The 20,619-nt window shown below is 61.2% G+C and carries 18 protein-coding genes and 1 pseudogene; 17 read left to right on the forward strand and 2 right to left on the reverse strand.

Annotation, left to right across the window (positions count from 1 at the left end; translation table 11 throughout):
• Nucleotides 1-78: 78 nt before the first annotated feature.
• The 7 genes and pseudogenes from ACFE70_RS12885 to ACFE70_RS12915 form a co-directional block, all read left to right on the forward strand.
• Nucleotides 79-804 carry a DUF4468 domain-containing protein gene (locus ACFE70_RS12885; protein ID WP_375418163.1) on the forward strand — a complete coding sequence of 242 codons (726 nt, stop codon included), beginning with the start codon at nt 79-81 and terminating at the stop codon, nt 802-804.
• Nucleotides 805-820: 16 nt separating this feature from the next.
• Nucleotides 821-1,087: a hypothetical protein gene (locus ACFE70_RS12890; RefSeq protein WP_375418164.1), complete on the forward strand. Its 267-nt coding sequence runs from the start codon at nt 821-823 to the stop codon at nt 1,085-1,087.
• Nucleotides 1,088-1,369: 282 nt separating this feature from the next.
• Complete coding sequence (locus tag ACFE70_RS12895; protein WP_375418165.1) at nt 1,370-1,600, forward strand: hypothetical protein; 231 nt, start codon at nt 1,370-1,372, stop codon at nt 1,598-1,600.
• Nucleotides 1,601-1,629: 29 nt separating this feature from the next.
• Complete coding sequence (locus tag ACFE70_RS12900; protein ID WP_375418166.1) at nt 1,630-3,057, forward strand: hypothetical protein; 1,428 nt, start codon at nt 1,630-1,632, stop codon at nt 3,055-3,057.
• Between the two features lie 31 nt (nt 3,058-3,088).
• Nucleotides 3,089-3,283 carry a hypothetical protein gene (locus ACFE70_RS12905; RefSeq protein WP_375418167.1) on the forward strand — a complete coding sequence of 65 codons (195 nt, stop codon included), beginning with the start codon at nt 3,089-3,091 and terminating at the stop codon, nt 3,281-3,283.
• A 16-nt stretch (nt 3,284-3,299) separates the two neighbouring features.
• Nucleotides 3,300-4,646 carry a tyrosine-type recombinase/integrase gene (locus ACFE70_RS12910; protein ID WP_375418168.1) on the forward strand — a complete coding sequence of 449 codons (1,347 nt, stop codon included), beginning with the start codon at nt 3,300-3,302 and terminating at the stop codon, nt 4,644-4,646.
• A gap of 481 nt (nt 4,647-5,127) precedes the next feature.
• Nucleotides 5,128-5,328: pseudogene (locus ACFE70_RS12915) on the forward strand (transposase); the annotation flags it as partial.
• A gap of 46 nt (nt 5,329-5,374) precedes the next feature.
• On the opposite strand, the gene ACFE70_RS12920 reads toward ACFE70_RS12915, so the two are convergent.
• A complete protein-coding gene (locus ACFE70_RS12920) occupies nt 5,375-5,608 on the reverse strand; it encodes a recombinase family protein (protein WP_375418169.1) in 234 nt (77 codons plus the stop codon).
• 300 nt (nt 5,609-5,908) lie between these two features.
• Between ACFE70_RS12920 and ACFE70_RS12925 the strand changes: the two genes are divergently transcribed.
• Together ACFE70_RS12925 and ACFE70_RS12930 are read left to right on the forward strand one after the other, a co-directional pair.
• The gene (locus ACFE70_RS12925; RefSeq protein WP_375418170.1) at nt 5,909-6,241 is read left to right on the forward strand and encodes a Dabb family protein; all 333 of its coding nucleotides are present in this window, start codon (nt 5,909-5,911) and stop codon (nt 6,239-6,241) included.
• A gap of 179 nt (nt 6,242-6,420) precedes the next feature.
• Nucleotides 6,421-7,470 carry a hypothetical protein gene (locus ACFE70_RS12930; RefSeq protein ID WP_375418171.1) on the forward strand — a complete coding sequence of 350 codons (1,050 nt, stop codon included), beginning with the start codon at nt 6,421-6,423 and terminating at the stop codon, nt 7,468-7,470.
• Nucleotides 7,471-7,651: 181 nt separating this feature from the next.
• Here ACFE70_RS12930 and ACFE70_RS12935 read toward each other — a convergent pair whose 3' ends face one another.
• The gene (locus ACFE70_RS12935; RefSeq protein ID WP_375418172.1) at nt 7,652-7,936 is read right to left on the reverse strand and encodes a hypothetical protein; all 285 of its coding nucleotides are present in this window, start codon (nt 7,934-7,936) and stop codon (nt 7,652-7,654) included.
• Between the two features lie 375 nt (nt 7,937-8,311).
• Here ACFE70_RS12935 and ACFE70_RS12940 point away from each other — a divergent pair, with 375 nt between their 5' ends.
• From ACFE70_RS12940 to ACFE70_RS12975, 8 genes are all read left to right on the forward strand, one after another.
• A complete protein-coding gene (locus tag ACFE70_RS12940) occupies nt 8,312-9,076 on the forward strand; it encodes an SDR family NAD(P)-dependent oxidoreductase (protein WP_375418173.1) in 765 nt (254 codons plus the stop codon).
• A 35-nt stretch (nt 9,077-9,111) separates the two neighbouring features.
• Complete coding sequence (uxuA, locus tag ACFE70_RS12945; RefSeq protein ID WP_375418174.1) at nt 9,112-10,326, forward strand: mannonate dehydratase; 1,215 nt, start codon at nt 9,112-9,114, stop codon at nt 10,324-10,326.
• Nucleotides 10,327-10,336: 10 nt separating this feature from the next.
• The gene (gene uxaC, locus ACFE70_RS12950; RefSeq protein WP_375418175.1) at nt 10,337-11,779 is read left to right on the forward strand and encodes a glucuronate isomerase; all 1,443 of its coding nucleotides are present in this window, start codon (nt 10,337-10,339) and stop codon (nt 11,777-11,779) included.
• A 61-nt stretch (nt 11,780-11,840) separates the two neighbouring features.
• On the forward strand, nt 11,841-12,857 hold the full coding sequence (locus ACFE70_RS12955; protein WP_375418176.1) for a PfkB family carbohydrate kinase: 1,017 nt from the start codon (nt 11,841-11,843) through the stop codon (nt 12,855-12,857).
• A 226-nt stretch (nt 12,858-13,083) separates the two neighbouring features.
• On the forward strand, nt 13,084-14,418 hold the full coding sequence (locus ACFE70_RS12960) for an MFS transporter (protein ID WP_375418189.1): 1,335 nt from the start codon (nt 13,084-13,086) through the stop codon (nt 14,416-14,418).
• A 141-nt stretch (nt 14,419-14,559) separates the two neighbouring features.
• A complete protein-coding gene (locus tag ACFE70_RS12965) occupies nt 14,560-15,966 on the forward strand; it encodes a DUF1080 domain-containing protein (protein WP_375418177.1) in 1,407 nt (468 codons plus the stop codon).
• A 236-nt stretch (nt 15,967-16,202) separates the two neighbouring features.
• Nucleotides 16,203-17,561 carry a Gfo/Idh/MocA family protein gene (locus ACFE70_RS12970; protein WP_375418178.1) on the forward strand — a complete coding sequence of 453 codons (1,359 nt, stop codon included), beginning with the start codon at nt 16,203-16,205 and terminating at the stop codon, nt 17,559-17,561.
• Nucleotides 17,562-17,772: 211 nt separating this feature from the next.
• On the forward strand, nt 17,773-20,550 hold the full coding sequence (locus ACFE70_RS12975; protein WP_375418179.1) for a bifunctional YncE family protein/alkaline phosphatase family protein: 2,778 nt from the start codon (nt 17,773-17,775) through the stop codon (nt 20,548-20,550).
• The last annotated feature ends 69 nt before the right edge of the window (nt 20,551-20,619 follow it).

The raw sequence follows: 20,619 nt of genomic DNA on the forward strand, positions 1-20,619 counted from the left end.
ATTATCAATTAATCAATGAAATCAACTCTACTTGTTCTACCCCTCCTTTTCTCCCTCACTGCTACTGCCCAGAAGCTAATGGCAACTGCGCCGCCCAAAACCTACCGCGTGGGCCCGGAGCGAGCGCCGCTTTATCGCAATGTGGCCGATACGCTCAAATCCCCTTCAACCCACCTGCCAGCCAATGAGGAAGCGACGGTGGTAGGCCAGTTTTCGCCACGCTGGCTCGTAGTGAAGCGGCAGGGCTTTCTGTATCTGGCGCCCAGTGCCCGCCTACGGGCCTCGGATGCCCCGTTTACCTCGGCGGCGCTGCTCGATGGCACGGCCTTACCCTTTGATGAGACGACCCACCAAATCACCTATCAGGGCGTCGTGGACGTGCCGGGCCTGACCAAAGACCAACTCTATGTGCGCGCCCACGAGTGGCTGGCCAAGGCCTACCGCTCGGCCAACGACGTGATTCAGATGCAGGACAAGGAAGCTGGCCGACTGGTAGGCAAGGGCACCACGCGAGTGATGGTGCGAGGCTATGACGCCGGGTATGTGCGCCATACCCTCACTATCTACTTGAAGGACGGCCGCTATAAGTACGTTCTCACCGACCTAAGCCACGACGCGCCGGGCCTCAAGAATTTCGTATCGGGCGGTCCCCTAGAGCGCCCCAACGGGGAAGTAATGGTAATGGGGGGTAAAAAACAGTGGGACGAGGTTCGCCGCGACGCCGACCGCGACGCCCGGCGCCTAGTGAGTGAGTTGCAAACCGCGATGAGCGTCAAGGCGGGCAAAGACCCCAGCGATTTCTAACCCAACCCTAAAAAAAATGCCCCACTCCCACTACGCCTTCCGCGCCTTGTCCTTCGAGCAGCAGCTGCCGCTGGTGTGGCAGGAAGGCACGTTCCTGGCCCGGCGCTGGGAAGAGGAGGATGGCGTGGCGCTCTACCAAATGGATGACGGCTTCTTCTGCGAGGTGTACCTCGAGCTGGAGCACTACAAGGTGCTGCGGCTGCGCACCTTCACTAGTTCGGCCGACCTGGAGGATTATGCCTGCTACATCCGGCTGGATGACTTGAGTGAACCGAAACTCTAGGGTTCTGTGCGGCAGCTACAATCGACTGAACTGAACCACTAAACGACTCTGATCTGTGGCAAAACCCACTACCGGCATCAAAGGCTTTATCCGTCTCACATCGATACGAGACGAACATTTGTTGATTGGCCTTCATAACATCTCGACCGTTCGACCAACGGGCGAAAACTGCTTACTCCTTTTGATAAATTCTCCTTATGTGCAGCATATGGGCTCGCATGAGTTACATATAAAAGAGAGCTTTGAGGATGTAGCTCGTCTTATTAGTGAAGCACAATAACTATGGCAAAACCAGTCAATGCTATTAAGGGCTTCATTGAAGTCACGATTCAGGGAGATTCTATTCCGATGCTCATCCCGCTCCATAATATTGCTGGCGTCACTCAGCGTAATAGCATTACAAAAATTACGGTAATAAAATATTTCGCTGGAGTGGATGTCAACAGTCATACAGTCCTTGTGGCACAATCATATGAGGAAGTGCTAAGACGTATCAAAGAATCTGCACAATAAATAGTCTTTTATTACTTAGCATAATTAGCATGACAGCTAAAGAGAGGAACGAATGTGTTGACGCCTGCGAACATATTCAAGCACTGGACATCGAGGCACTAGCTGCCAAGCAATACAATAATTTAAAATTAGAAGAACTCGAACAGTTCAGCCTGCCTGAGGTAATCAATATGCTCAAACGGGCTGTTAAACAACTTTTAAACCAGCTCCAGACAGATAACTGGAAGCTCTTACCCAATGAAGTGTCTGACCCAGCGATCAATCTAACTGGTGCTAAGCAGAACGTTGCAAAATTAGAAGACCAAATAAGTTTTATACATTCCTCACTTCTAGACGAGGATTCCTTCACAAATTGGTTACCTGAACTACTTTTCGTAGTTAGGTATGAGATGCACCACGGATTTTGGGACCGCGCCGAAGCACGTGTCCACAGTCCTGATGAGCTAGCATTGAGCGAAGCGCAAACGGAGGTAGGGTTATTGATTCAACAACTCAAAAATGGCCTGAACGAAGCCAGTGAGGCACACAAGCGTCTTGAGGAGAAAACGCAGTCAATCAACGAATTCCAGCTTTTAAAAGAAAAGCAGTTCACAGACCTTGATGAAAATCTTGATTCCCTAAAAATATTACTGTCCTCTGTCCAAGAGTCTGAAAAACAAGCTGCTGTAGGTAACGGTAAAATATCAACGTTGTTAGAGCAATCCGACAAAACGCTGGAAGCATCACGTAAAAAGATAGCACAAGACCGCAAAACTTTCCATGAATTAGAGTCACATATTGACCATTTAACGCATCAGTTTTCGCAACAATTACAAGATCTTAACGTGCAAAGCGAAAGTTTTGATGGGCTAATTGATTCTGCTCGTGAAAAAGAGCAAAATATACTTGCTCAAGAGAAAGAAATTATGCGGCTTATTGGCCATGCAGCCGATGGTCGCTTGGCTACAGCCTTCAACGACCGAGAAAAAGCAGTAAGCAGTCGAGTTGACTGGTGGCGTACGGCAAGCCTATGGGTCGTGCTTCTTGCTATCTGTTGGATTGTCGCAATTTTCTTTATTAGCCCAATTCAAAGCCAGAATGGCATCAACTGGGCTATCATGGTGGCTAATATAGTCCGTACTGCTCCCGCGTTTATTCTTGTATTTTTCTGCCAATCTCAGTACACCAAAGAGCGGAATATCCAAGAAGAGTATGCCTTCAAAGCTGCCGTTTCCCGCACGGTTACGTCATATGCTGACATGATTGGCACAGGAGAAGTAAATGAGCGGGTGAAAATGCTTGTCGATACCATTCAACGCATCTACTCGCCGCCAGTACTAGGCAAATCTGTTGAACCCATTTCACTCAAGTCCGAGCACATTGCTCAGACCGCAAAGAGCATGTCTGATACAGCGCAAAATCTAAAATCCGCTGTGACAGATATACTGAAACCTTCTAAATCAACGCCAGAAGTTTAAACTACATAAACTCGCATTAAAGCTACAAATCATGACTGACCAGCAATACAACACATTAAGAAACATGATGCAAGAGTTGCTTGAAAAGCAAAAGGTTGTTCTCAACAATCAAGTCATCACAGGAAATAAGCTGAATGCCTTACAGCAAGATGTTAACAGCATTAAAACTTCGGAGGGCAGAATTTTGGGAGAGTTAGACCGTATCAAACGCAACACGAATAAATAGTTAACTAAATAGTCTGATGAAAATCAGCCGGCAGCTGCGCCTGGACCAGCTCAACGCCGACGGGCAGGCCCCGATTCAGCTTACCATTACGTGGGAGGGTAACCGGGTGCGCGTCGGAACGGGGGCCACGGTGCTGCCGGCGCACTGGGATGCAGAAACGCAGCTACTTAAAACCATCAACGGCACGGCCCACAGCAGCATCAACCCCCGCCTGAACCGCGCCACGGAGGCCGCCGGCGAGGCCCAGGAAACTGCCCGCAAAGAGTTTCGCCGCCTGCCTCTGGTCGAGCTGCGCGCGGCCGTGCTCAGGTCGCTGGCCCTGGCCGAAGCCTCCCCTACCCCTGCCGCAGCCGAGCCGACAACTGCCCCCGAGTCGGCGGGCTTCCTGGCGCTGATGAGCGAGTGGATCGAGCAGTACCGCCTGCGCTTCAATCCGCGCACCCACCTGCCCATCTCGGAAACCTACATCCGGGCCCTGCACTCGACCCGAAGCCGGTTCGTGGAGTTTGCGCAGTTCTGGCCGCGGGAGCTGAGCCTGGCCAACATGGACCAGGGCTTCTACCACGACTTCTACCGCTACGAGCGGGAGCACCTGGGGCAAAAGCTTAACACCTTCGGCAAGCACATCAGCCGGCTGGGAGCCTTTCTGGAATGGTGCGAGCAGGAAAAGGACTTGGCCGTCAACATCAAATACCGCAAGTTTCAGGCCCCTACCGAGTACGTGGGCGTGGACGCGCTCACCGAAGCCGAGCTGCGCGGGCTGCAAGCCCTCGACTTTTGCTCGGCCGATATGGCCACGCGCCTGGTCGAGCTGCGCGGGCAGCAGCGGGCCAAGGGCCTGCTGCCGCAGCAGGCCAGCTTTCAGCAGTGGGCGGCTACGCTGGAGCTGGCCCGCGACAAATTTTTGCTCTGCTGCTACACCGGCCTGCGCATCAGCGACGCCGAGCGCCTGGGCTGGCAGCACATTAAGGGCCAGGTCATTAAAATCCGGGCCGGCAAGAATCAGCACGACTGCTACATCCCCTACTACGATGACGAGCTGTTTCACCTCGTGGCGCTGGTAGCCCGCTACGATGGCCGCGCCCCGCAGGGGCTGCTGCTGCCCACGTGCAGCCACGTCAACGACGCCCTCAAGCTCGTGCAGCAGCTGGCCGGCATCCGCCGCCTCTCGCTGAGCACGAAGCTGGGCCGCAAAACCTTCGTTACCCTCAAGCTCTACCAGGGCGTGCCGGCGCGCACGGTGATGCAGACCACGGGCCACACCACGGAAAAAGCGTTCAACCAGTACGTAGGCGTCGACACGCTGGAGCTGCTCAAGGCCTTCGTCACCAAGTCGCCGGGGATGCGCCGGCACGCGGCATAAGAGAGGCAGTTTGAGTGGCAGATTCGCTGTAAACGAGTGTCAGCTGATGAATAAGGACGCGCGGGTTTGGTAGTTTCTAGGCCGGCCAAGCAACATTTAGGTACATCTTATGACAGGGGTACGCGGGCGGGCAATCCTAGCGCGACCACTAAAAACCCTCTCTACAAGCTGTAGAAAGGGTTTTTTCGTACCTGGAGTACAGTATAGGGTACAGATTGACTTTTTGAATTTCTCCCCTAGCGGCCCTCAAGGCTAGCTAGTCAGAGGTCGATTCGTTGGAGCAGTAAGCTGAACTCATCGAACGCAGGCTGAGCTTCGCACGCGGCAACAGCTCTTCGCGACTGAAGCGCCAGGGTGAGTAGCTGACTATCTGCCCCAGCATATCACATCTCTGCTCCGCTCTGCTGCTTGACAGCACGCTGGCCCGGTTGGCCCCGTCGCTGAAGCCGCCCGGCAGGCCCACCGGGCGAGTGGGGACGAGCAGGGCCGGCGCCTGGACGCGGGCTATGACCCGAAACAAGTACGTAACACGCTGGCCGCCCTGGGCTACACGGCCCACATTCGGTCCCGGAGTCAGGAAGCCCAAGCCAAACAGGCGGACCAGCAAGCCCGCCGCTGGGTCGTGGAGCGTCCCCATTCGTGGCTCAACCGCTTTCGGTACCTGCTCATCCGCCGGGCCAAATAGCCCGAGAACCGCCTGGCCATGCTCCATTTTGCTTGTGCGCAAATCACCAGGCACAACTACCTATTTGGATAACTTCTAAATCGAACCGCCGGTGCGCATCGGCAAAAAAGGCTTGAAAATCCGAGCGGTGGCCCGTGCCGCCGGACTCCTGCTCCACTCCTGCGTAGACCGTGTAGCCGTGCGCTTGCGCAAAACGCCGCAGCTCGGGCAACTGATTCTCGGTGCTCTGCCCTTTGTCCTTGGTTGAGATGCGGACACACAGAGCGACGGTCGTCATGTTCCGAAGGTACTCCAATAAAGGCTAGCCGAAAAAGTCTCTCAAAAAGCGTCTCTACGCGCTGGAAACACCAGCGATGAAACCATTTAGTAAGGGCCTCCTTCTGGAAGGAAGTGGTCGCCTCGCGCCAACGGCCCGGCCTGTGCAACTAGCCTTTGGGCTTGCTAAGGACGCTGCACCACGGTTGGTGCCCACCTTAAGAGCGCACGGTCAGCCGCCACCGACGTATTTTGCCCCCGCCGGCGATGTTTTGCGCCGCTGAGCCCGTGCTAGTTTCCTCCCGCAGCTATTCCTTGCCCCATGAGCGTTCCTACTGAAGTCTTCGTACACCACGTCTTGTTTTACACGAACGCCGCGGCCAGCGACGCCGACCGCGGCCAGCTGCTGGAAGGACTGCATAAACTACGGAGCATTCCGACGATCAAGCTGGCGCATATCGGCACGCCGGCGGGGACTGACCGCGCTGTCATTGAGCGTACTTATACCTACTCGTGGCTGTGCTTGTTTGAGAGTGCCGCCGATGAGCTAAGCTATCAGCAGCACCCGATTCACGACGAGTTTCGGCGCCACTACGCGCGCTACTGGGAAAAAGTCGTCATCTACGACGCGGTAGGGCCGACGCTAGTCGCCTAGGCTACTGCCAACGAGGCGGCGGCCGCCCCTGGTGTGCTCATTGCGCGCCGGGGCACGCTCTTTGCCCGTCACCAACTCCGCACCAACCGTTGGCTACCCTGCTCAGGTGCGCTGGTGCCTGGGGTGCGCCCGGCCACGCATTCAGCTGTTTTCCATCCTTTTCGCTCTCTTTCTTGTTAATGGTCACTGCTGCTCGCATCCCCTCACCTGCCAGCCAGCCGCCCCTGCCGCCCAGCAAGCGCGCCCGCCTGAAGGAAGTGCTCTTTTTGAGCCAAAACATTGTGCGCGGCAATCTGCTCCACAACACCGGCGGCGGCTTTCAAGTCCTGCGCCTGCTCTCGGTGCATAAAATGCGGGCTGGTCTGCTCGCCGCTGACCACCCCTGGGTCACGGGTTTGGCCCCGCAGGACCACTTGCCCATCTGGCCCCGCAACGTGGTGTTTCGCACCCCCGTGGGTCGGCACTGGGCGCAGCCTGACTACCAGCCCGAGCCCGACGAGGTTATCGTGAGCAAGATTGGCAAGTTCCTGGCCGCGATGGTGAAGAAATCGGGGGCCACGCCCGAAATCCCGCATGGTCCTACCCGGCGCATGCCCCATGCCATTAACTACCTGCACGGGGCCGTCCACTACAATGGCCTGACCCTGCTTTTCAACCACTTCGCCGAGGCCATGCACTACCTAGCTGATCCGCAGTTCCGGCGCGAGCTGCGCCGGCTCGTGCGGGTAGAGCAGCGGGAAGTGACGCTCGTCTTTCGCGAGCGGCACTACGACCCAGTGGAGTTCGCTTACTTCTCGGCCTTTGTCATGTCGCACCTGCCCTGGTTTGCTAACGTTAATGGGGCTGGTCGCAAGGTGATGTGGGGCAATCCCTCGCCCTACCCCGCCGTGAACATCATCACCGGCGCCTGGGTACCGGATATGGAGCGGCTGCGGCACGGCGAGACGGAGAAGATTGTGCGCCCGCCACTGGAACCCGGGCGCTACTTTCAGGGCACCTACGGCGTGTCGACGCGCAGCTTTTGCACGCTGGAGCGCACGCATGCGTTTCTGATTAATGGCTGGGTGCGGCGCCGGGGCTTTCAGGCGGGGCTTTACTTCGTGGACCGCCGCCGCCTGGAGCCGGAACGGTACCGGGCTTATCGGGAATCAGGGGGGCTGGCGGGGCCCACTAACCAGCCCCTGCCGAATCCCTTACGCCGGAGCCGCTTCGCCCGGCCATCGCAGTAGCCCAACCTGGAGCCAGCCAGGCCATACAAAGCCCGCTCACTAAATTGATGCGGCTCCAAAGGGGTGCCTTTTAGAGCCAGGCGCGTCATACCTGCTAAGGAGCACTGGTTGCAGCTTGCACAAGGCTGTTTAGCCCACTGGAGCCTAACACGTGCCAGTGCCAGGTCCTGGTGAGTTGCGCCTAAACGCCGGTGAATTTCACCGTCACGATGGGCTGGGTTTCGTCGCACCGGACCAGATAAGGTTGAGTGTCTGGTAACGCCGCGGAGTCTTTATAAGCAAAGTCGAAATAGGCAAAGTCGAACTTCTGCAGCAGGCTGCTGTCAACGGCGGCGCAACGGCGGGTGAAGCTGATACTAGCCAAAGCCCAGTTGCCGGAACCGTAATCCGTAATGCTGGAGCCGCAACTGCTCGTGCGCGCCTCGTCGCGGAAGCAAGCCAGGGTCGGCCGGGCCCGGAAAAGCAAGCAGGAATGAGGGATTTGGACTTCGCTCCGCGACGGGCTAAGTAGCAGCAGGGGCAGCGAATACGTTGAATTAACCGTCGGGTTTGCTTAACCGCGCAGGATGGGAATTAGAACAGCTAAGGACGCCGGCGGAAGGTAACCGCATGAGAAAATGGAAGGGGGGGTAGAAACCTTCAGGTTGGCTATGCAAAGCCTTGCATAAACCAAAAATAAGCGGCTATCTTACCAGCCAATCAATTTTGCAGCTCAAAGCAGGTAGCGAGGCGCACTATTGGAATCCTTACTGATAATGGCATTGCAGGATAAAAAAAGCCAGTTGACAGCGTCGTAATAGAACTTGCTTTTTGCCTTCTTCTCTACCTTTCTACCTCTCTATTGTCTGCTCTACTTCCATTTCAGCTCACGGGCAAGCTAGCGTTGATTACGGGCGGCGGCACCGGCCTGGGCCTGGGCATTGCCCGCGCCTTTGTGCGGGCCGGGGCCCGGGTGGTGCTCACCGGCCGCCGCGCCGACGTGCTGGAGCGGGCCTGCGCCGAACTAGGCGAGGCCGCCACGTTCCGGACCAACGACCTCAGTGAGCTGGCCACGCTGCCGGAGCTGGTGCGCGAGGTGGAAAGCACCCTCGGTCCGCTGGATATCCTGGTCAACAACGCGGGTATCAACCTCAAAAAGTTCGCGCTGGAAGTGAGCGACGAGGATTTTCAGCGCATTCAGCAAACGAACGTGGCCGGTTTGTTTGCCCTCACCCGCGAGGTGGCTCGCGGCATGGTGGCCCGGCAGTCGGGCTCCATCATCAACATCACCAGCATGGCCGCCCTGTACGGCCTCTCCCAGGTGGCGCCCTACTCGGCTTCGAAAAGCGCCGTGCTGGGCATGAGCCGGGTGCTGGCCTCCGACCTTTCCCCCCACGGCGTGCGCGTCAACTGCATCGCGCCGGGTTTTATCGATTCGCCCATGCTGCGCCAAGCCCTGGATGCCGACCCGGCCCGCCAGCAAAAGGTGCTGGGCCGCACCCCCCTGGGCCGGTATGGCCAACCCGCCGACGTCGGCTACGCGGCGGTGTTTTTGGCCTCGGACGCCGCTCAGTTTATTACCGGCGTCAACTTGCCCGTGGACGGGGGCAATTCCATCGGCTTCTAGCTTCCTTCTTCACTCCCTGCCTAACGGCTGTTTCGATGTTCTTCGACCAATCTCTCCGCTGGTTTGGCCCCGCCGACCCGGTGTCGCTGCGCGACATTCGGCAGGCGGGCGCGGCGGGCGTGGTGACGGCCCTGCACGAGCTGCCCAACGGCGCGGTCTGGCCGGTGGAAGCCATCCGGGCGCGCCAGCAGCTTATTGCGCGGGCCGGCCTGCGCTGGAACGTAGTGGAAAGCGTGCCCGTGCCCGAGCAGATTAAAACCGCCGGCCCGCGCCGCGACGAGCTGCTGGCGAGCTACGCGCAGACGCTCCGCCACTTAGGGGAGTGCGGTATTCGGACCGTGTGCTACAACTTCATGCCCGTGCTCGACTGGACCCGCACCGATTTAGCCTACGAGCTGCCGGACGGCGCGCGGGCCCTGCGCTTCGACCAGACGGCTTTTGCCGCCTTCGATTTGCATCTGCTGCGCCGGGCGCGGGCCGCGGCCGACTACGACGAGGCCCGGCAGCAAGCCGCGCAGCTTTATTTTGATGGCCTCGATGCGGCCGGGCGTCAGCAATTGCAGCGCACCATCCTGGCTGGCCTGCCGGGGGCCGAGGAAGGCTACTCGCTCGAATCATTTCGGCAGGTGCTCGACACCTACGCCGACATCGGGCCGGCGCAGCTACGGGCCAACCTCCTTTATTTCCTGGCGGCCGTGGTGCCCGCCGCGGAGCAGGCCGGGGTGCGGCTTTGCATTCACCCCGACGACCCACCGCGGCCTATTCTGGGGTTGCCGCGCGTGCTGAGCACGGCCGCCGACGTGGAGGCCGTCTTCCGGGCCGTGCCCTCGCCCCACAACGGGCTGACGTTCTGCACCGGCTCGTTCGGAGTGCGCGCGGACAACGACCTGCCCGCCATGTTCACTCGCTTTGCCGACCGGGTTCACTTTCTGCACCTGCGCAGCACTCAGCGCGAGCCCGCCGACGAGTTGAGCTTCCATGAGGCTGGCCACCTGGCCGGCGACGTGGACATGTACGCGGTAGTGCGCGCCGCCGTGCTGGAAATGCGCCGCCGCCAAGCCGAGGGCCGCCCCGACCATAGCCTACCCATGCGCCCCGACCACGGGCATCAGCTGCTCGACGATTTAACCAAAAAAACCAATCCGGGCTATTCGGCCATCGGCCGCCTGCGCGGTCTGGCCGAGCTGCGCGGCCTGGAATTAGGCATTCAACGGTCATTGGGGCCGCCGGCCGCCGCCTCGCCCGCTTAGCTGAAAAACCATGAAGCCTTTTCTGGATGCTGATTTCCTGCTGCGCACGGCCACGGCCCGCACCCTCTACCACGAGTACGCGGCGGCCCTGCCCATCCTGGACTACCACTGCCACCTGCCCCCGAACGAGATTGCCGAAGACCGGCAGTTTGAGAACCTGACCCAAATCTGGCTGGCCGGCGACCATTACAAGTGGCGGGCCATGCGGGCCAATGGCGTGGCTGAACACTATATTACGGGGGCGGCCTCGGACTGGGAAAAGTTCGAGAAGTGGGCCGAAACCGTGCCCTACACCCTGCGCAGCCCGCTCTACCACTGGACCCACCTGGAGCTGCAGCGCTACTTCGGCATCACCGAGCTGCTGCGCCCGCAGAGCGCCCGGCACATCTGGGAGCAGGCCAACGAGCAGCTGCAAACGCCCGCCTTCTCGGTGCGGAGCCTGCTGCGCCGCCTAAACGTCCAGGTCGTCTGCACGACCGACGACCCGGCTGATTCACTGGAACATCACCAGGCCCTAGCGGCCAGCGACTTTCTGCTACGGGTGCTGCCCACGTTTCGTCCCGACCAAGCCCTGGCCGTGGAAAATGTAGCGGCTTACCACGCCTACCTGCGCAAGCTGGGGGCCGCGGCCGAGGTAGATATTCAGACGTACGAGGACCTGCTGCTGGCGCTACGGCGCCGGCACGACGTGTTCCACGCCCTGGGCTGCCGGCTGTCGGACCACGGTTTGGAGCGCCTCTACGCCACGGACCACACCGCCGGGCAAGTCAGCCGGGCCTTCCACCAGGTACGGGCAGGCCAGGCGCTGAATCCGGGGGAGCGTGACGTTTTCAAGTCCGGCCTGCTGGTGGAGCTGGCCCGCCTCGACCATGCCCGCGGCTGGACCCAGCAGTTTCACCTGGGCGCGTTGCGCAACACCAACACCCGCCTGCGGCAGCAGGTAGGCGCCGACGCGGGCACCGATTCCATTGGCGACTTTAGCCAGGGCCGGCACCTGGCGGCCTTTCTCGACTGCCTCGACCGGCAAAACGAGTTGGCCCAAACTATTATCTACAATCTAAACCCGGCTGACAATGAGCTAATGGCCAGCATGGTGGGCAACTTTCAGGATGGGTCCGCGGGGCCGGGCAAGATGCAGTGGGGCGCGGCCTGGTGGTTTCTGGACCAGAAAGACGGCATGGAAAAGCAGCTCAACGCCCTCTCCAACCTGGGTTTGCTCAGCCGTTTCGTGGGAATGCTCACCGACTCGCGCAGCTTCCTTTCCTACCCCCGCCACGAGTACTTCCGGCGCATCCTGTGCAATCTGCTGGGCCAGGACGTGGAGAACGGCGAGCTGCCCGCCGACCTGCCCGGCTTGGGCCAGCTGGTGCAGAACGTCTGCTACTACAACGCGCAGCGCTACTTCAAATTCGACCCGGTGACGACGCCTGTCCCGGAACGCGACGCCAACTAAGGCCAGCTTCCTCTTTACTCCATCTTCCGCCGAAGCAGACGCCGCGACCTTTCCCAACCGCATGAAGCACATCACGACGTTCGGCGAAATCATGCTGCGGCTCTCGCCGCCCCTACACTACCGGCTGGAGCAGGCCGCGACGCTGGACGCAACCTACGGCGGCGGCGAGGCCAACGTGGCCGCTTCCCTGGCCGGCTTCGGCCTGCCCGCCGCCCACGTCACCTGCTTGCCGGACAACGCCCTCGGCCGCGCGGTCGGGCAGCAGTTCCGCGGCTTGGGCGTGGACATGCGCCACGCGGTTGTGAGCCCAGGGGGCCGGCTGGGCCTGTATTTTCTGGAAGTAGGGGCTTCGCTGCGCCCCAGCCGCATCGTGTACGACCGGTTCGACTCGGCCTTCGCCCGGCTGGACCCGGCGGCTTTTAACTGGTCCGACATCTTGCAGGACGCCCAGTGGCTGCACTGGACCGGCATCACGCCCGCCGTGTCGGCGCCGGCCGCGCGGGCCTGCCGGGCGGCCATCACGGAGGCCCGCCGCCGGGGGCTGACGGTCTCGGCCGACGTAAACTACCGCCGCAATCTGTGGCAATATGGGCAGCGGGCACAGGACGTGATGCCCGAGCTAGTGGCCGGCTGCGACGTGGTGGTCTGCTCGGAAGATGACGCTAAAGATTTATTTGGCATTCAGGCCGAGCCCGGCGCCACCAACGGCTTTGCTTCGATGGCCGGGCAGCTGATGCGGCAGTTTCCGCAAATCAGGCAGGTGCTGGCTACCCGGCGCGAAACGCGCAGCGCCTCGCACGAGCGCATCAAGGGCCTGCTTTACGAGGCCGGGCAAGGCTACCTGGAAACTCCTTTCTTCGACATCACGCCCGTCGTGGACCGCATCGGGGGCGGCGACGCCTTCCTGGCGGGCTTTATTTATGGCTCGCTCCAACTTAATTCAACCGCCGGGGCGCTGGCCTTTGCCACGGCCGCTTCTGCGCTCAAGCACACCATTGCCGGGGACGTAAACCGGGCGACGGTGGCCGAGGTGGACTACCTGATGCAGGGCAATACCTCTGGCCGCCTCTTGCGCTGAAAAGTCGCTGAAGCTGAGCGTTGAAGACTAGAAGAATTACGTGCTTTTAGCTTCATCACCAAAGCTTCAGGCTTCCAACTTTATTGTACCACCTGTCACCAGAGCCAAGGTAGCGGCTGGGTGCCAACGCTACGGGTGGCCCTGGACGCCAGGTGCCGCTGCCTTGTCCATTCGCCTCGCCAGCCTGCTGGCCGCAGCTCACCCTTTCGCCGCCTACCCCCCTATGATGAGCCTGCCTAACGCTGACAATCCCGGCAAGTACCGCTGGACCGTGGTGGCCCTGCTGTTCTTCGCCACCAGCATCAACTACCTCGACCGGCAGGTAATTGGCCTGCTCAAGCCCACCCTCGAAAGCGAATTTAGCTGGAGCGAAACCGACTACGGCCACATCGTGATGGCGTTTTCGGCGGCCTACGCCCTGGGGCTGCTGCTGTTCGGCCGCGTGATTGACATCATCGGCACCAAAAAGGGCTACATCATTTCCATCATCGCCTGGAGTGGCGCCGCCATTGCCCACGCCCTGGCCACGAGCACCGCGGGCTTCGGCGTAGCGCGGGCCGCGCTCGGACTGGGCGAGGCGGGCAACTTTCCGGCCGCCATCAAGACCGTAGCCGAGTGGTTTCCGAAGAAAGAGCGGGCCTTGGCCACGGGCTTGTTCAACTCCGGCGCCAACATCGGGGCCGTGGCCGCGCCAGTCATGGTGCCCTGGATTCTGGGAGTTTACGGCTGGGAGCAGGCCTTCGTCATCACCGGCGCCACCGGCTTTATCTGGCTGGCGTGCTGGTGGCGGTTCTACGAAACCCCGGCGCGCCAGCCCAAACTCAGCCCCGCCGAGTACGCCTACATTCACTCCGACAACGAGTCCGAAGAGCCAGCCGGAGGTGACTCCGGCGCGGCCATCTCCTGGGGCCAGCTGCTGCGGGTGCGCCAGACCTGGGCCTTCGTGTTTGGCAAGCTGCTCACCGACCCCATCTGGTGGTTTTTTCTGTTCTGGCTGCCCTCCTACTTCGCCACCTCGTTTCAGCTCGACTTGAAAAAGCCCAGCCTGCCCCTGGTCATCGTGTACTCGGCCACGACCATCGGCAGCATCGGCGGCGGCTATTTGTCGTCCTACCTGATTAAGCGCGGCTGGAGCGTATACCGGGCCCGCAAGCTGGCCATGCTGCTGTTTGCCATCCTGGTGGTGCCCATTATGCTGGCCCGCTACGCGACCAGCATCTGGGCGGCCGTGGCCCTGATTAGCCTGGCCGCCGCCGCGCATCAGGCCTGGAGCGCCAACATCTTCACCACGGCCTCCGACATGTTTCCCAAGCGGGCCGTCAGCTCCATTGTGGGCATCGGTGGCATGGCCGGCTCGGTCGGCGGCATTCTCTTCCCTCTGCTGGTGGGCTATCTGCTCGACTCCTACAAGGCGGCCGGCAACCTGAACGGCGGCTACAACATCATCTTTCTGCTCTGCGGCTCCGCCTATCTGCTGGCCTGGGGCGTCATGCACCTGTTTGCCCCGCGCATGACGCCCGTGCAGCTCGAAGCCCCCGCACTGACCGCCGCCCGGCCGTAGCGCGAAGCTTTTGCTTCGCGCCTCACTGTCCACCCCGCCCGGCGAGAACCCAGGCCGGCAACTGCTCTAAGCTGGTTATTAAGTTGAAATAAACCTCGAACAACTAGTATCTTGCCCTTCCTACTCCGCCAACCTACTACTATGAAAAATCGCGCACTCCTGGCTGCCGGCGCCTGCGCCGTGGGGGCGGCCCTGGCGTTTAAGTCGCCGCGGCCGGCTCCTACCCCTACCCCCCCCGCCGCCCCGGTTTCCGCGGCAAGCCAGCCGCTCTTCGATGGCAAAACCCTCAAGGGTTGGAAACGCCTAGGCGGCACGGCCGACTACAAAGTTGAAAACGGCGCCATCGTCGGCACGACGGTGATGAACTCAGGCAACACGTTTCTGGTGACGGAAAAAGAGTACGGCGACTTCGTGCTGGAGCTGGACATCATGCTCGAAAGCCCGGTCAGCAACTCCGGCGTGCAGACGCGCAGCCATTTCGACTCGCCCCAGCAGCCGGGCAAGGTTTATGGGCGGCAGGTGGAAATTGACCCTTCGGCCCGCAGCTGGTCGGGCGGCGTCTACGACGAGGCGCGGCGGCAGTGGCTCTACCCCCTGGATTTGAACCCGCAAGCCAAGACGGCCTACAAAGCCGGGCAGTACAACCACGTCAAAATCGAGTGCATCGGCGCGGAGATGAAGACCTGGCTCAACAACGTGCCCGTGGCCTACGTCGTGGACCCGGTGGACCCCAAGGGCTTCATCGGCTTGCAGGTGCACGGCATCACGACCAAGGAGCAGGAAGGCAAAAAGGTGTATTTCAAGAACCTCACCCTCACAACCACGGGCCTGAAACCCAGCGCGTTCCCGGCCGACGTGTACGTGGTCAATTTCGTGCCCAACTACCTGACGCCCTACGAGCAGCAGCACGGCTGGAAGCTGCTCTACGACGGCAAAACGGCCGCCGGCTGGCGCAGCGCCAAGGGCGATGCCTTCCCGGTCGGCGGCTGGAAAACCGAGGGCGGCACGATGACCGTTCAGGCCTCGGAAGGCAAGGAAGCTGCCAACGTCGGCGACATCGTGACGGAGGACCAGTACCGGGCCTTCGACCTCTCGTTTGAGTACAAGCTCACGCCGGGCGCCAACAGCGGCGTGAAGTACTTCGTCACGCTGGCCGAAAAAACCGAAGGCTCCGCCATTGGCCTCGAATACCAGGTGCTCGACGACGCGCTGCACCCCGACGCCAAGCTCGGGCGCGATGGCAACCGCACGCTGGCCTCGCTCTACGACCTGAAAAAGGCCGACAAGCCCGCGCGCTTCATCCACCCCATCGGCGAGTGGAACGTGGGCCGCGTGGTGGTGTACCCCGACAACCGCGTGGAGCACTACCTCAACGGGGCCAAAGTGCTGGAATACCGGCGCGGCTCGCCGGAGTTTCTGGAGTTGGTGGCCCAAAGCAAGTACAAGGTCTGGCCGAACTTCGGCGTGGCGCCGGCCGGCCACCTGCTGCTCCAAGACCACGGCAATGAGGTGTCGTTTCGCAGCCTTAAAATCAAGGAGTTGAAGTGAGGGGGTGAGGAGATTGCTCGGTGGGCAGGGGGTAGGGAAAAAGGGCGGTCATGCTGAACGCAGTGAAGCATCTCTCCCGCGTAAGTAATCAGCGGCAACAACGATTGGAGTAGTCCGCGGTAGAGATGCTTCGACAAGCTCAGCATGACCACCCTTTTTCCCTACCCCCTGCCTGCCCCGTAACCCCCTCACGCCATCACCTCCTCACCCTACCCCCTTTACCACTCCCCAGCCCTATGCCTACCCCCCGTCGTGAATTCGTTAAGAAAATAGCCCTGGCCGGCACGGGCGTCCTGTTTGCGCCCGTAACTTCCTGGTCGGCCAGCAGCTACAAGCGCATCATCGGGGCCAACGACCGGGTGCGCGTGGGCGTGGTGGGCTACTCCGACCGCCACCACGGCTCGCACATGCCCTGCTTTCTCAACCACTACAAGGAATTGAACTTTGACGTGGTGGCCGTCTCTGACATCTGGAAAAAACGGCGCGAAGAAGGCGTGGCCACCTGGAAGGAAAAGCTCGGGCACGACATCGTGGGCTGCCGCAACAACGAGGAGCTGTACGACCAGAAGCTGGTCGATGCCGTCTTCATCGGTACGGCCGACTTCCAGCACGCGCTGCACGCCATTGAAGCCGTGCGGGCCGGTTGCGATGCCTTCGTTGAGAAGCCGTTTGCCGAAACGATGGCCGACAACCGGGCCGCGCTCAAAGCCATCAAGGCGTCGAAGCAGATTGTGCAGATTGGCTCGCAGCGCCGCAGCGGCGCCAACTACCACGCCGCCGAGGCGTTTATTAAATCCGGCAAGTTTGGCCCCATCACGATGGTGGAGCTGACCTGGAACGTGAACCAGCCCGGCCGTTGGCGCCGCCCGGAGCTGCTCCCGCAACTCCGGGAGTCCGACACCGACTGGAAGCGCTACCTGATGAACCGGCCTAGTGAGGCGTTTGACCCGCGCAAGTACTTGGAATACCGGCTGTTCTGGCCCTACTCGTCGGGCCTGCCGGGACAGTGGATGAGCCATCAGATTGACACCGTGCACTGGTTTACGGGCCTGCCCCACCCGCGCAGCGTAGTCGCCAACGGCGGCATCTACATGTGGAAGGACGGGCGCCGCAACTGGGACACGATGACGGCCGTGTTCGACTACGGCCCGGCCCAGGACAGGAGCAGCGGGTTTCAAGTCACGTTCGGCGCCCGGATGCACAACGGCGACGAGCGGCCCACCGAAATCTACTACTCCAACGGTGGCGAGCTGAACCTGAATACAAATACGATTTCGCCCCGGGGTGGCCTGACCAAGCAATTTGCCGACGCCATGCAGATGGCCCCGAACCTGCTGCCGGAGTCTAAGCTCTCGGCCGTCGAGGCCGTCGTGGCGTCAGCCAACACCGGCGGCGACCGGCTTACTTCCAACCACGTGCGCAACTGGATGGAGTGCGTGCGCAGCCGCCAGCAGCCCAACGCGCCCGTCGAAGCCGGCTACAGCCACTCCATCGCCAACATCATGACGACCGCCGCCGCCCGCACGGGCCAGAAAGCCACGTTTGATGAGAAAACGCAGGAGGTGATGGTGGGCGGCAAAGTATTCACGTATTAATTTTTCTACCGCCGGTGAGGCAAGGTGGTTGTCTAATGAAGGGCTAGGTGTGTAGTCCCAAGGAAGGAGCGTTGAAGTATTTTCGGGGCTAGGATTTCGCATTTTGGGGCCGTAGAGCCAGAGCCCGCAGGATGCTGCTCAATACAATAAAAATGCGGTTGTTGATTGACAACAATATGATAATGAGCGAGTAACATGACCGCTGGTATTTTTGCGCCTTCACCTAACGCAAGAAGCGGTAGTGGGCAAGCGCATTACCATGATGAAGTACTACTCGGGTGTCACGCTACTAAGCTGCCTTTTGGGTTTAAGCGGCTGCTTCGGCTCCCAGCCCGAAAAGGCGTCGGCAGGACTGGAGCAGGCCACTCTGCACAGCTCCTACGACGACAGTACCTTGCAGCGCAACGTGCTGCCCGTGCTCCTGCCCTATAACCGGGTGATTGCGCCGGCCGGCCACGTCATTAGCTACGGCAATCCCGGCCTGGAAAACCACAGCCTGGACGTGCAGCTGGTGCCGCAAACGCCCCTGCTGGCCGTGGAAGACCGCTACGGCATCGCCCTGCTCGACACGCTTAGCCGCCGCGTAGTTGCCCGCTGGGCCTACGCCGATGAGGCCGGCTACCGGGGGTTTATGAGCACGTATTCGGGCCTGAAAGTGGCGCAGCAGGGGGCCGAAACGCACCTGTTCTGGAGCGCCGCCAACGGCCAGACTCACCAGTCGTGCGTGCTGGAAGCGGTGTACGCGGCGGGCCGAATCAGCATCAAGCGGGCGTTTGCCTTCGCCCCGGTCAACTCCCCGCTGGCCCTGCCCAACGACCTGGCGCTCACGACCGAGAACGGCCGCCGCTACCTCTACGTCGTGCTCAACGGCAACAACCAGGTAGTCAAGCTGGACCTGGCAACCGGCCAGTCGGTCTGGACCCGACCAACCGGAGTTGCTCCCTACGGCGTGGCCGTGGCGGGCCAGCGCCTGTTCGTCAGCAACTGGGGCGGCCCGGTGCCCACCGATACGCTAGGCCGGGAAGTGGCCGGCGTACCCTACGGCCGCGCCTACATTGAGCCTAAAACCGGGGCCACGGCCCAGGGCACCGTCACGGTGCTGAATCTGGCCGACGGCCAGCGGCTGAAGGAGCTGCCGGTCGGCCTGCACCCCAATGCCGTGCTCGCCAGCCCGGATGGGCGCTACGTGTACGTAGCCAACGGCAACAGCGACCTGGTGACGGCTATCGACGCGGCCCGCCTGCAAGTCAGTGAGCGCATCCCGGTGCAGCTCATGCCCGGCTCGGCGGGCTTCGGCGGCGACACGCCCAACGCGCTGGCCCTCAACGCGGCCGGTACCACGCTCTACGTTGCCAACGGGCTGGATAACGCCGTCGCGGTCGTGGGCCTGGGCCAAGAAGCTTCTGGCGCCGGGCCCGACAGGCCGAGCCGGGTGCTGGGCTTCATTCCCACGGAAGCCTATCCGGGCGGGCTGGCCCTGAGCGAGCATACGCTGTTCGTGACCAACCTGGAAGGCGAGGGCGCGCGGGTGAGCAGCCAGGACATCCGGGCGGGCGGCGGCGACGTGGACGCAGCGGGCCAGCGACAGGCGGGTCCGCCGGTCTATAATTCCCACCACCAGAAGGCCACGGTCTTGCTGATTCCACTCCCTACCCCCGCCCAGCTGGCCGAGTACTCGGCCCAGGTGCGGCAGCTCAACCTGAGCTTTCGCCAGGAGCTGGCCCGGCGGCGGCCCCGCCCGAACGTGGCGCCGCGGCCCATGCCCGCCCGCATCGGTGAGCCCTCGGTGTTCCAGCACGTGGTATACATCATCAAGGAAAACCGCACCTACGACCAAGTGCTCGGCGACCTGCCGGGCGGGCGGGGGCAGCCGTCGCTGTGCGTGTTCGGCGACAGCGTCACGCCCAACCAGCACCAGCTCGCCCGCGAGTTTCAGCTGCTGGATAATTACTACGTGTCCGGCAAATCGTCGGCCGAGGGGCACCAGTGGACCGACGCGGCCATCGTGACCGACTACGTGGAGAAGAACGTCCGGGCCTGGTTTCGCTCCTACCCCCACGTGCAGGAAGACGCGCTGGTGTACAGCGCGGGCGGCTTCATCTGGAACCACGCCGCCGACCACGGCAAGACCGTCCGCATCTACGGCGAGGCCTGTCAGCCCCACTACGACGACAAGCTGACCTGGACCAATATTTACGAAAACCATCAGGCCGGGCGGCCCTTGGTATTCACCAACACCAGCACGATTTCGCGCGTGAGGCCGCTGCTCTCGCCGGCCTATCCGGGCGCCGACGACCTGCGCATTACCGACCAGCTGCGGGCCGACGCCTTTATTCAAGAACTGACCGCGTTTGAGAAGCAGCCCGGCGAGGCGCTGCCGGCGCTGTCCATTATCGCGCTGGCAACCGACCACACCGTGGGCACCCGGCCGGGCTACCCGACGCCGCGGGCAATGGTCGCCGACAACGACCTGGCCCTGGGCCGCATGATTGAGGCGCTGACCAAGAGCCGGTTCTGGAAAAACACTGTCGTGTTTGTCACCGAAGACGACTCCCAGGCCGGCTGGGACCACGTGTCGGCCTACCGCACCACGGGCTTCGTCATCAGCCCCTATAGCCGGCTGCAGAAAACGGTGTCGACGAACTACAACCAAACCTGCGTGGTGCGCTCCATCGAGCAGATTCTGGGTTTGCCGCCCATGAACATCATGGACGCCACGGCCCTACCCATGTTCGAGTGCTTCGCCGACCAGCCTTCCCGCCGGCCCTTCCAGCACCTGCCCAACCGCATTCCGCTAACCCAGCTCAACCCCAGGCTTTCGACCCTGACCGGCGAGGCCCGGCACTTCGCCCGGCTCTCGTCCGGGGCGGAGTTCGACCACATCGACGGCGGGCGCGACGACGTGCTGAACCGCATTATTTGGTTCGCTACCAAGGGCCGGCAGCCCTACCCCGCCGCCCTGGCCGGACGGGACGATGACGACGACTAGCAAGAAAGGCGGTCATGCAGAGCGCAGCGAAGCATCTCGCGGGCAGTCGTTGGGAAAGTAATCAGCGAA

This window comes from uncultured Hymenobacter sp. (assembly GCF_964243305.1).
Classification (GTDB): Bacteria; Bacteroidota; Bacteroidia; order Cytophagales; family Hymenobacteraceae; genus Hymenobacter.

What these genes read in the sequence shown, in the direction of transcription:
- ACFE70_RS12970 (WP_375418178.1), top strand. Translation starts at nt 16,203, where the DNA reads ATGCCTACCCCCCGTCGTGAATTCGTTAAGAAAATAGCCCTGGCCGGC.
- ACFE70_RS12930 (WP_375418171.1), top strand. Translation starts at nt 6,421, where the DNA reads ATGGTCACTGCTGCTCGCATCCCCTCACCTGCCAGCCAGCCGCCCCTG.
- ACFE70_RS12965 (WP_375418177.1), top strand. Translation starts at nt 14,560, where the DNA reads ATGAAAAATCGCGCACTCCTGGCTGCCGGCGCCTGCGCCGTGGGGGCG.
- ACFE70_RS12920 (WP_375418169.1), bottom strand. Translation starts at nt 5,608, where the DNA reads ATGACGACCGTCGCTCTGTGTGTCCGCATCTCAACCAAGGACAAAGGG.
- ACFE70_RS12885 (WP_375418163.1), top strand. Translation starts at nt 79, where the DNA reads ATGGCAACTGCGCCGCCCAAAACCTACCGCGTGGGCCCGGAGCGAGCG.
- ACFE70_RS12955 (WP_375418176.1), top strand. Translation starts at nt 11,841, where the DNA reads ATGAAGCACATCACGACGTTCGGCGAAATCATGCTGCGGCTCTCGCCG.
- ACFE70_RS12900 (WP_375418166.1), top strand. Translation starts at nt 1,630, where the DNA reads ATGACAGCTAAAGAGAGGAACGAATGTGTTGACGCCTGCGAACATATT.
- ACFE70_RS12905 (WP_375418167.1), top strand. Translation starts at nt 3,089, where the DNA reads ATGACTGACCAGCAATACAACACATTAAGAAACATGATGCAAGAGTTG.
- ACFE70_RS12895 (WP_375418165.1), top strand. Translation starts at nt 1,370, where the DNA reads ATGGCAAAACCAGTCAATGCTATTAAGGGCTTCATTGAAGTCACGATT.
- ACFE70_RS12925 (WP_375418170.1), top strand. Translation starts at nt 5,909, where the DNA reads ATGAGCGTTCCTACTGAAGTCTTCGTACACCACGTCTTGTTTTACACG.
- uxuA (WP_375418174.1), top strand. Translation starts at nt 9,112, where the DNA reads ATGTTCTTCGACCAATCTCTCCGCTGGTTTGGCCCCGCCGACCCGGTG.
- ACFE70_RS12890 (WP_375418164.1), top strand. Translation starts at nt 821, where the DNA reads ATGCCCCACTCCCACTACGCCTTCCGCGCCTTGTCCTTCGAGCAGCAG.
- ACFE70_RS12960 (WP_375418189.1), top strand. Translation starts at nt 13,084, where the DNA reads ATGAGCCTGCCTAACGCTGACAATCCCGGCAAGTACCGCTGGACCGTG.
- ACFE70_RS12910 (WP_375418168.1), top strand. Translation starts at nt 3,300, where the DNA reads ATGAAAATCAGCCGGCAGCTGCGCCTGGACCAGCTCAACGCCGACGGG.
- uxaC (WP_375418175.1), top strand. Translation starts at nt 10,337, where the DNA reads ATGAAGCCTTTTCTGGATGCTGATTTCCTGCTGCGCACGGCCACGGCC.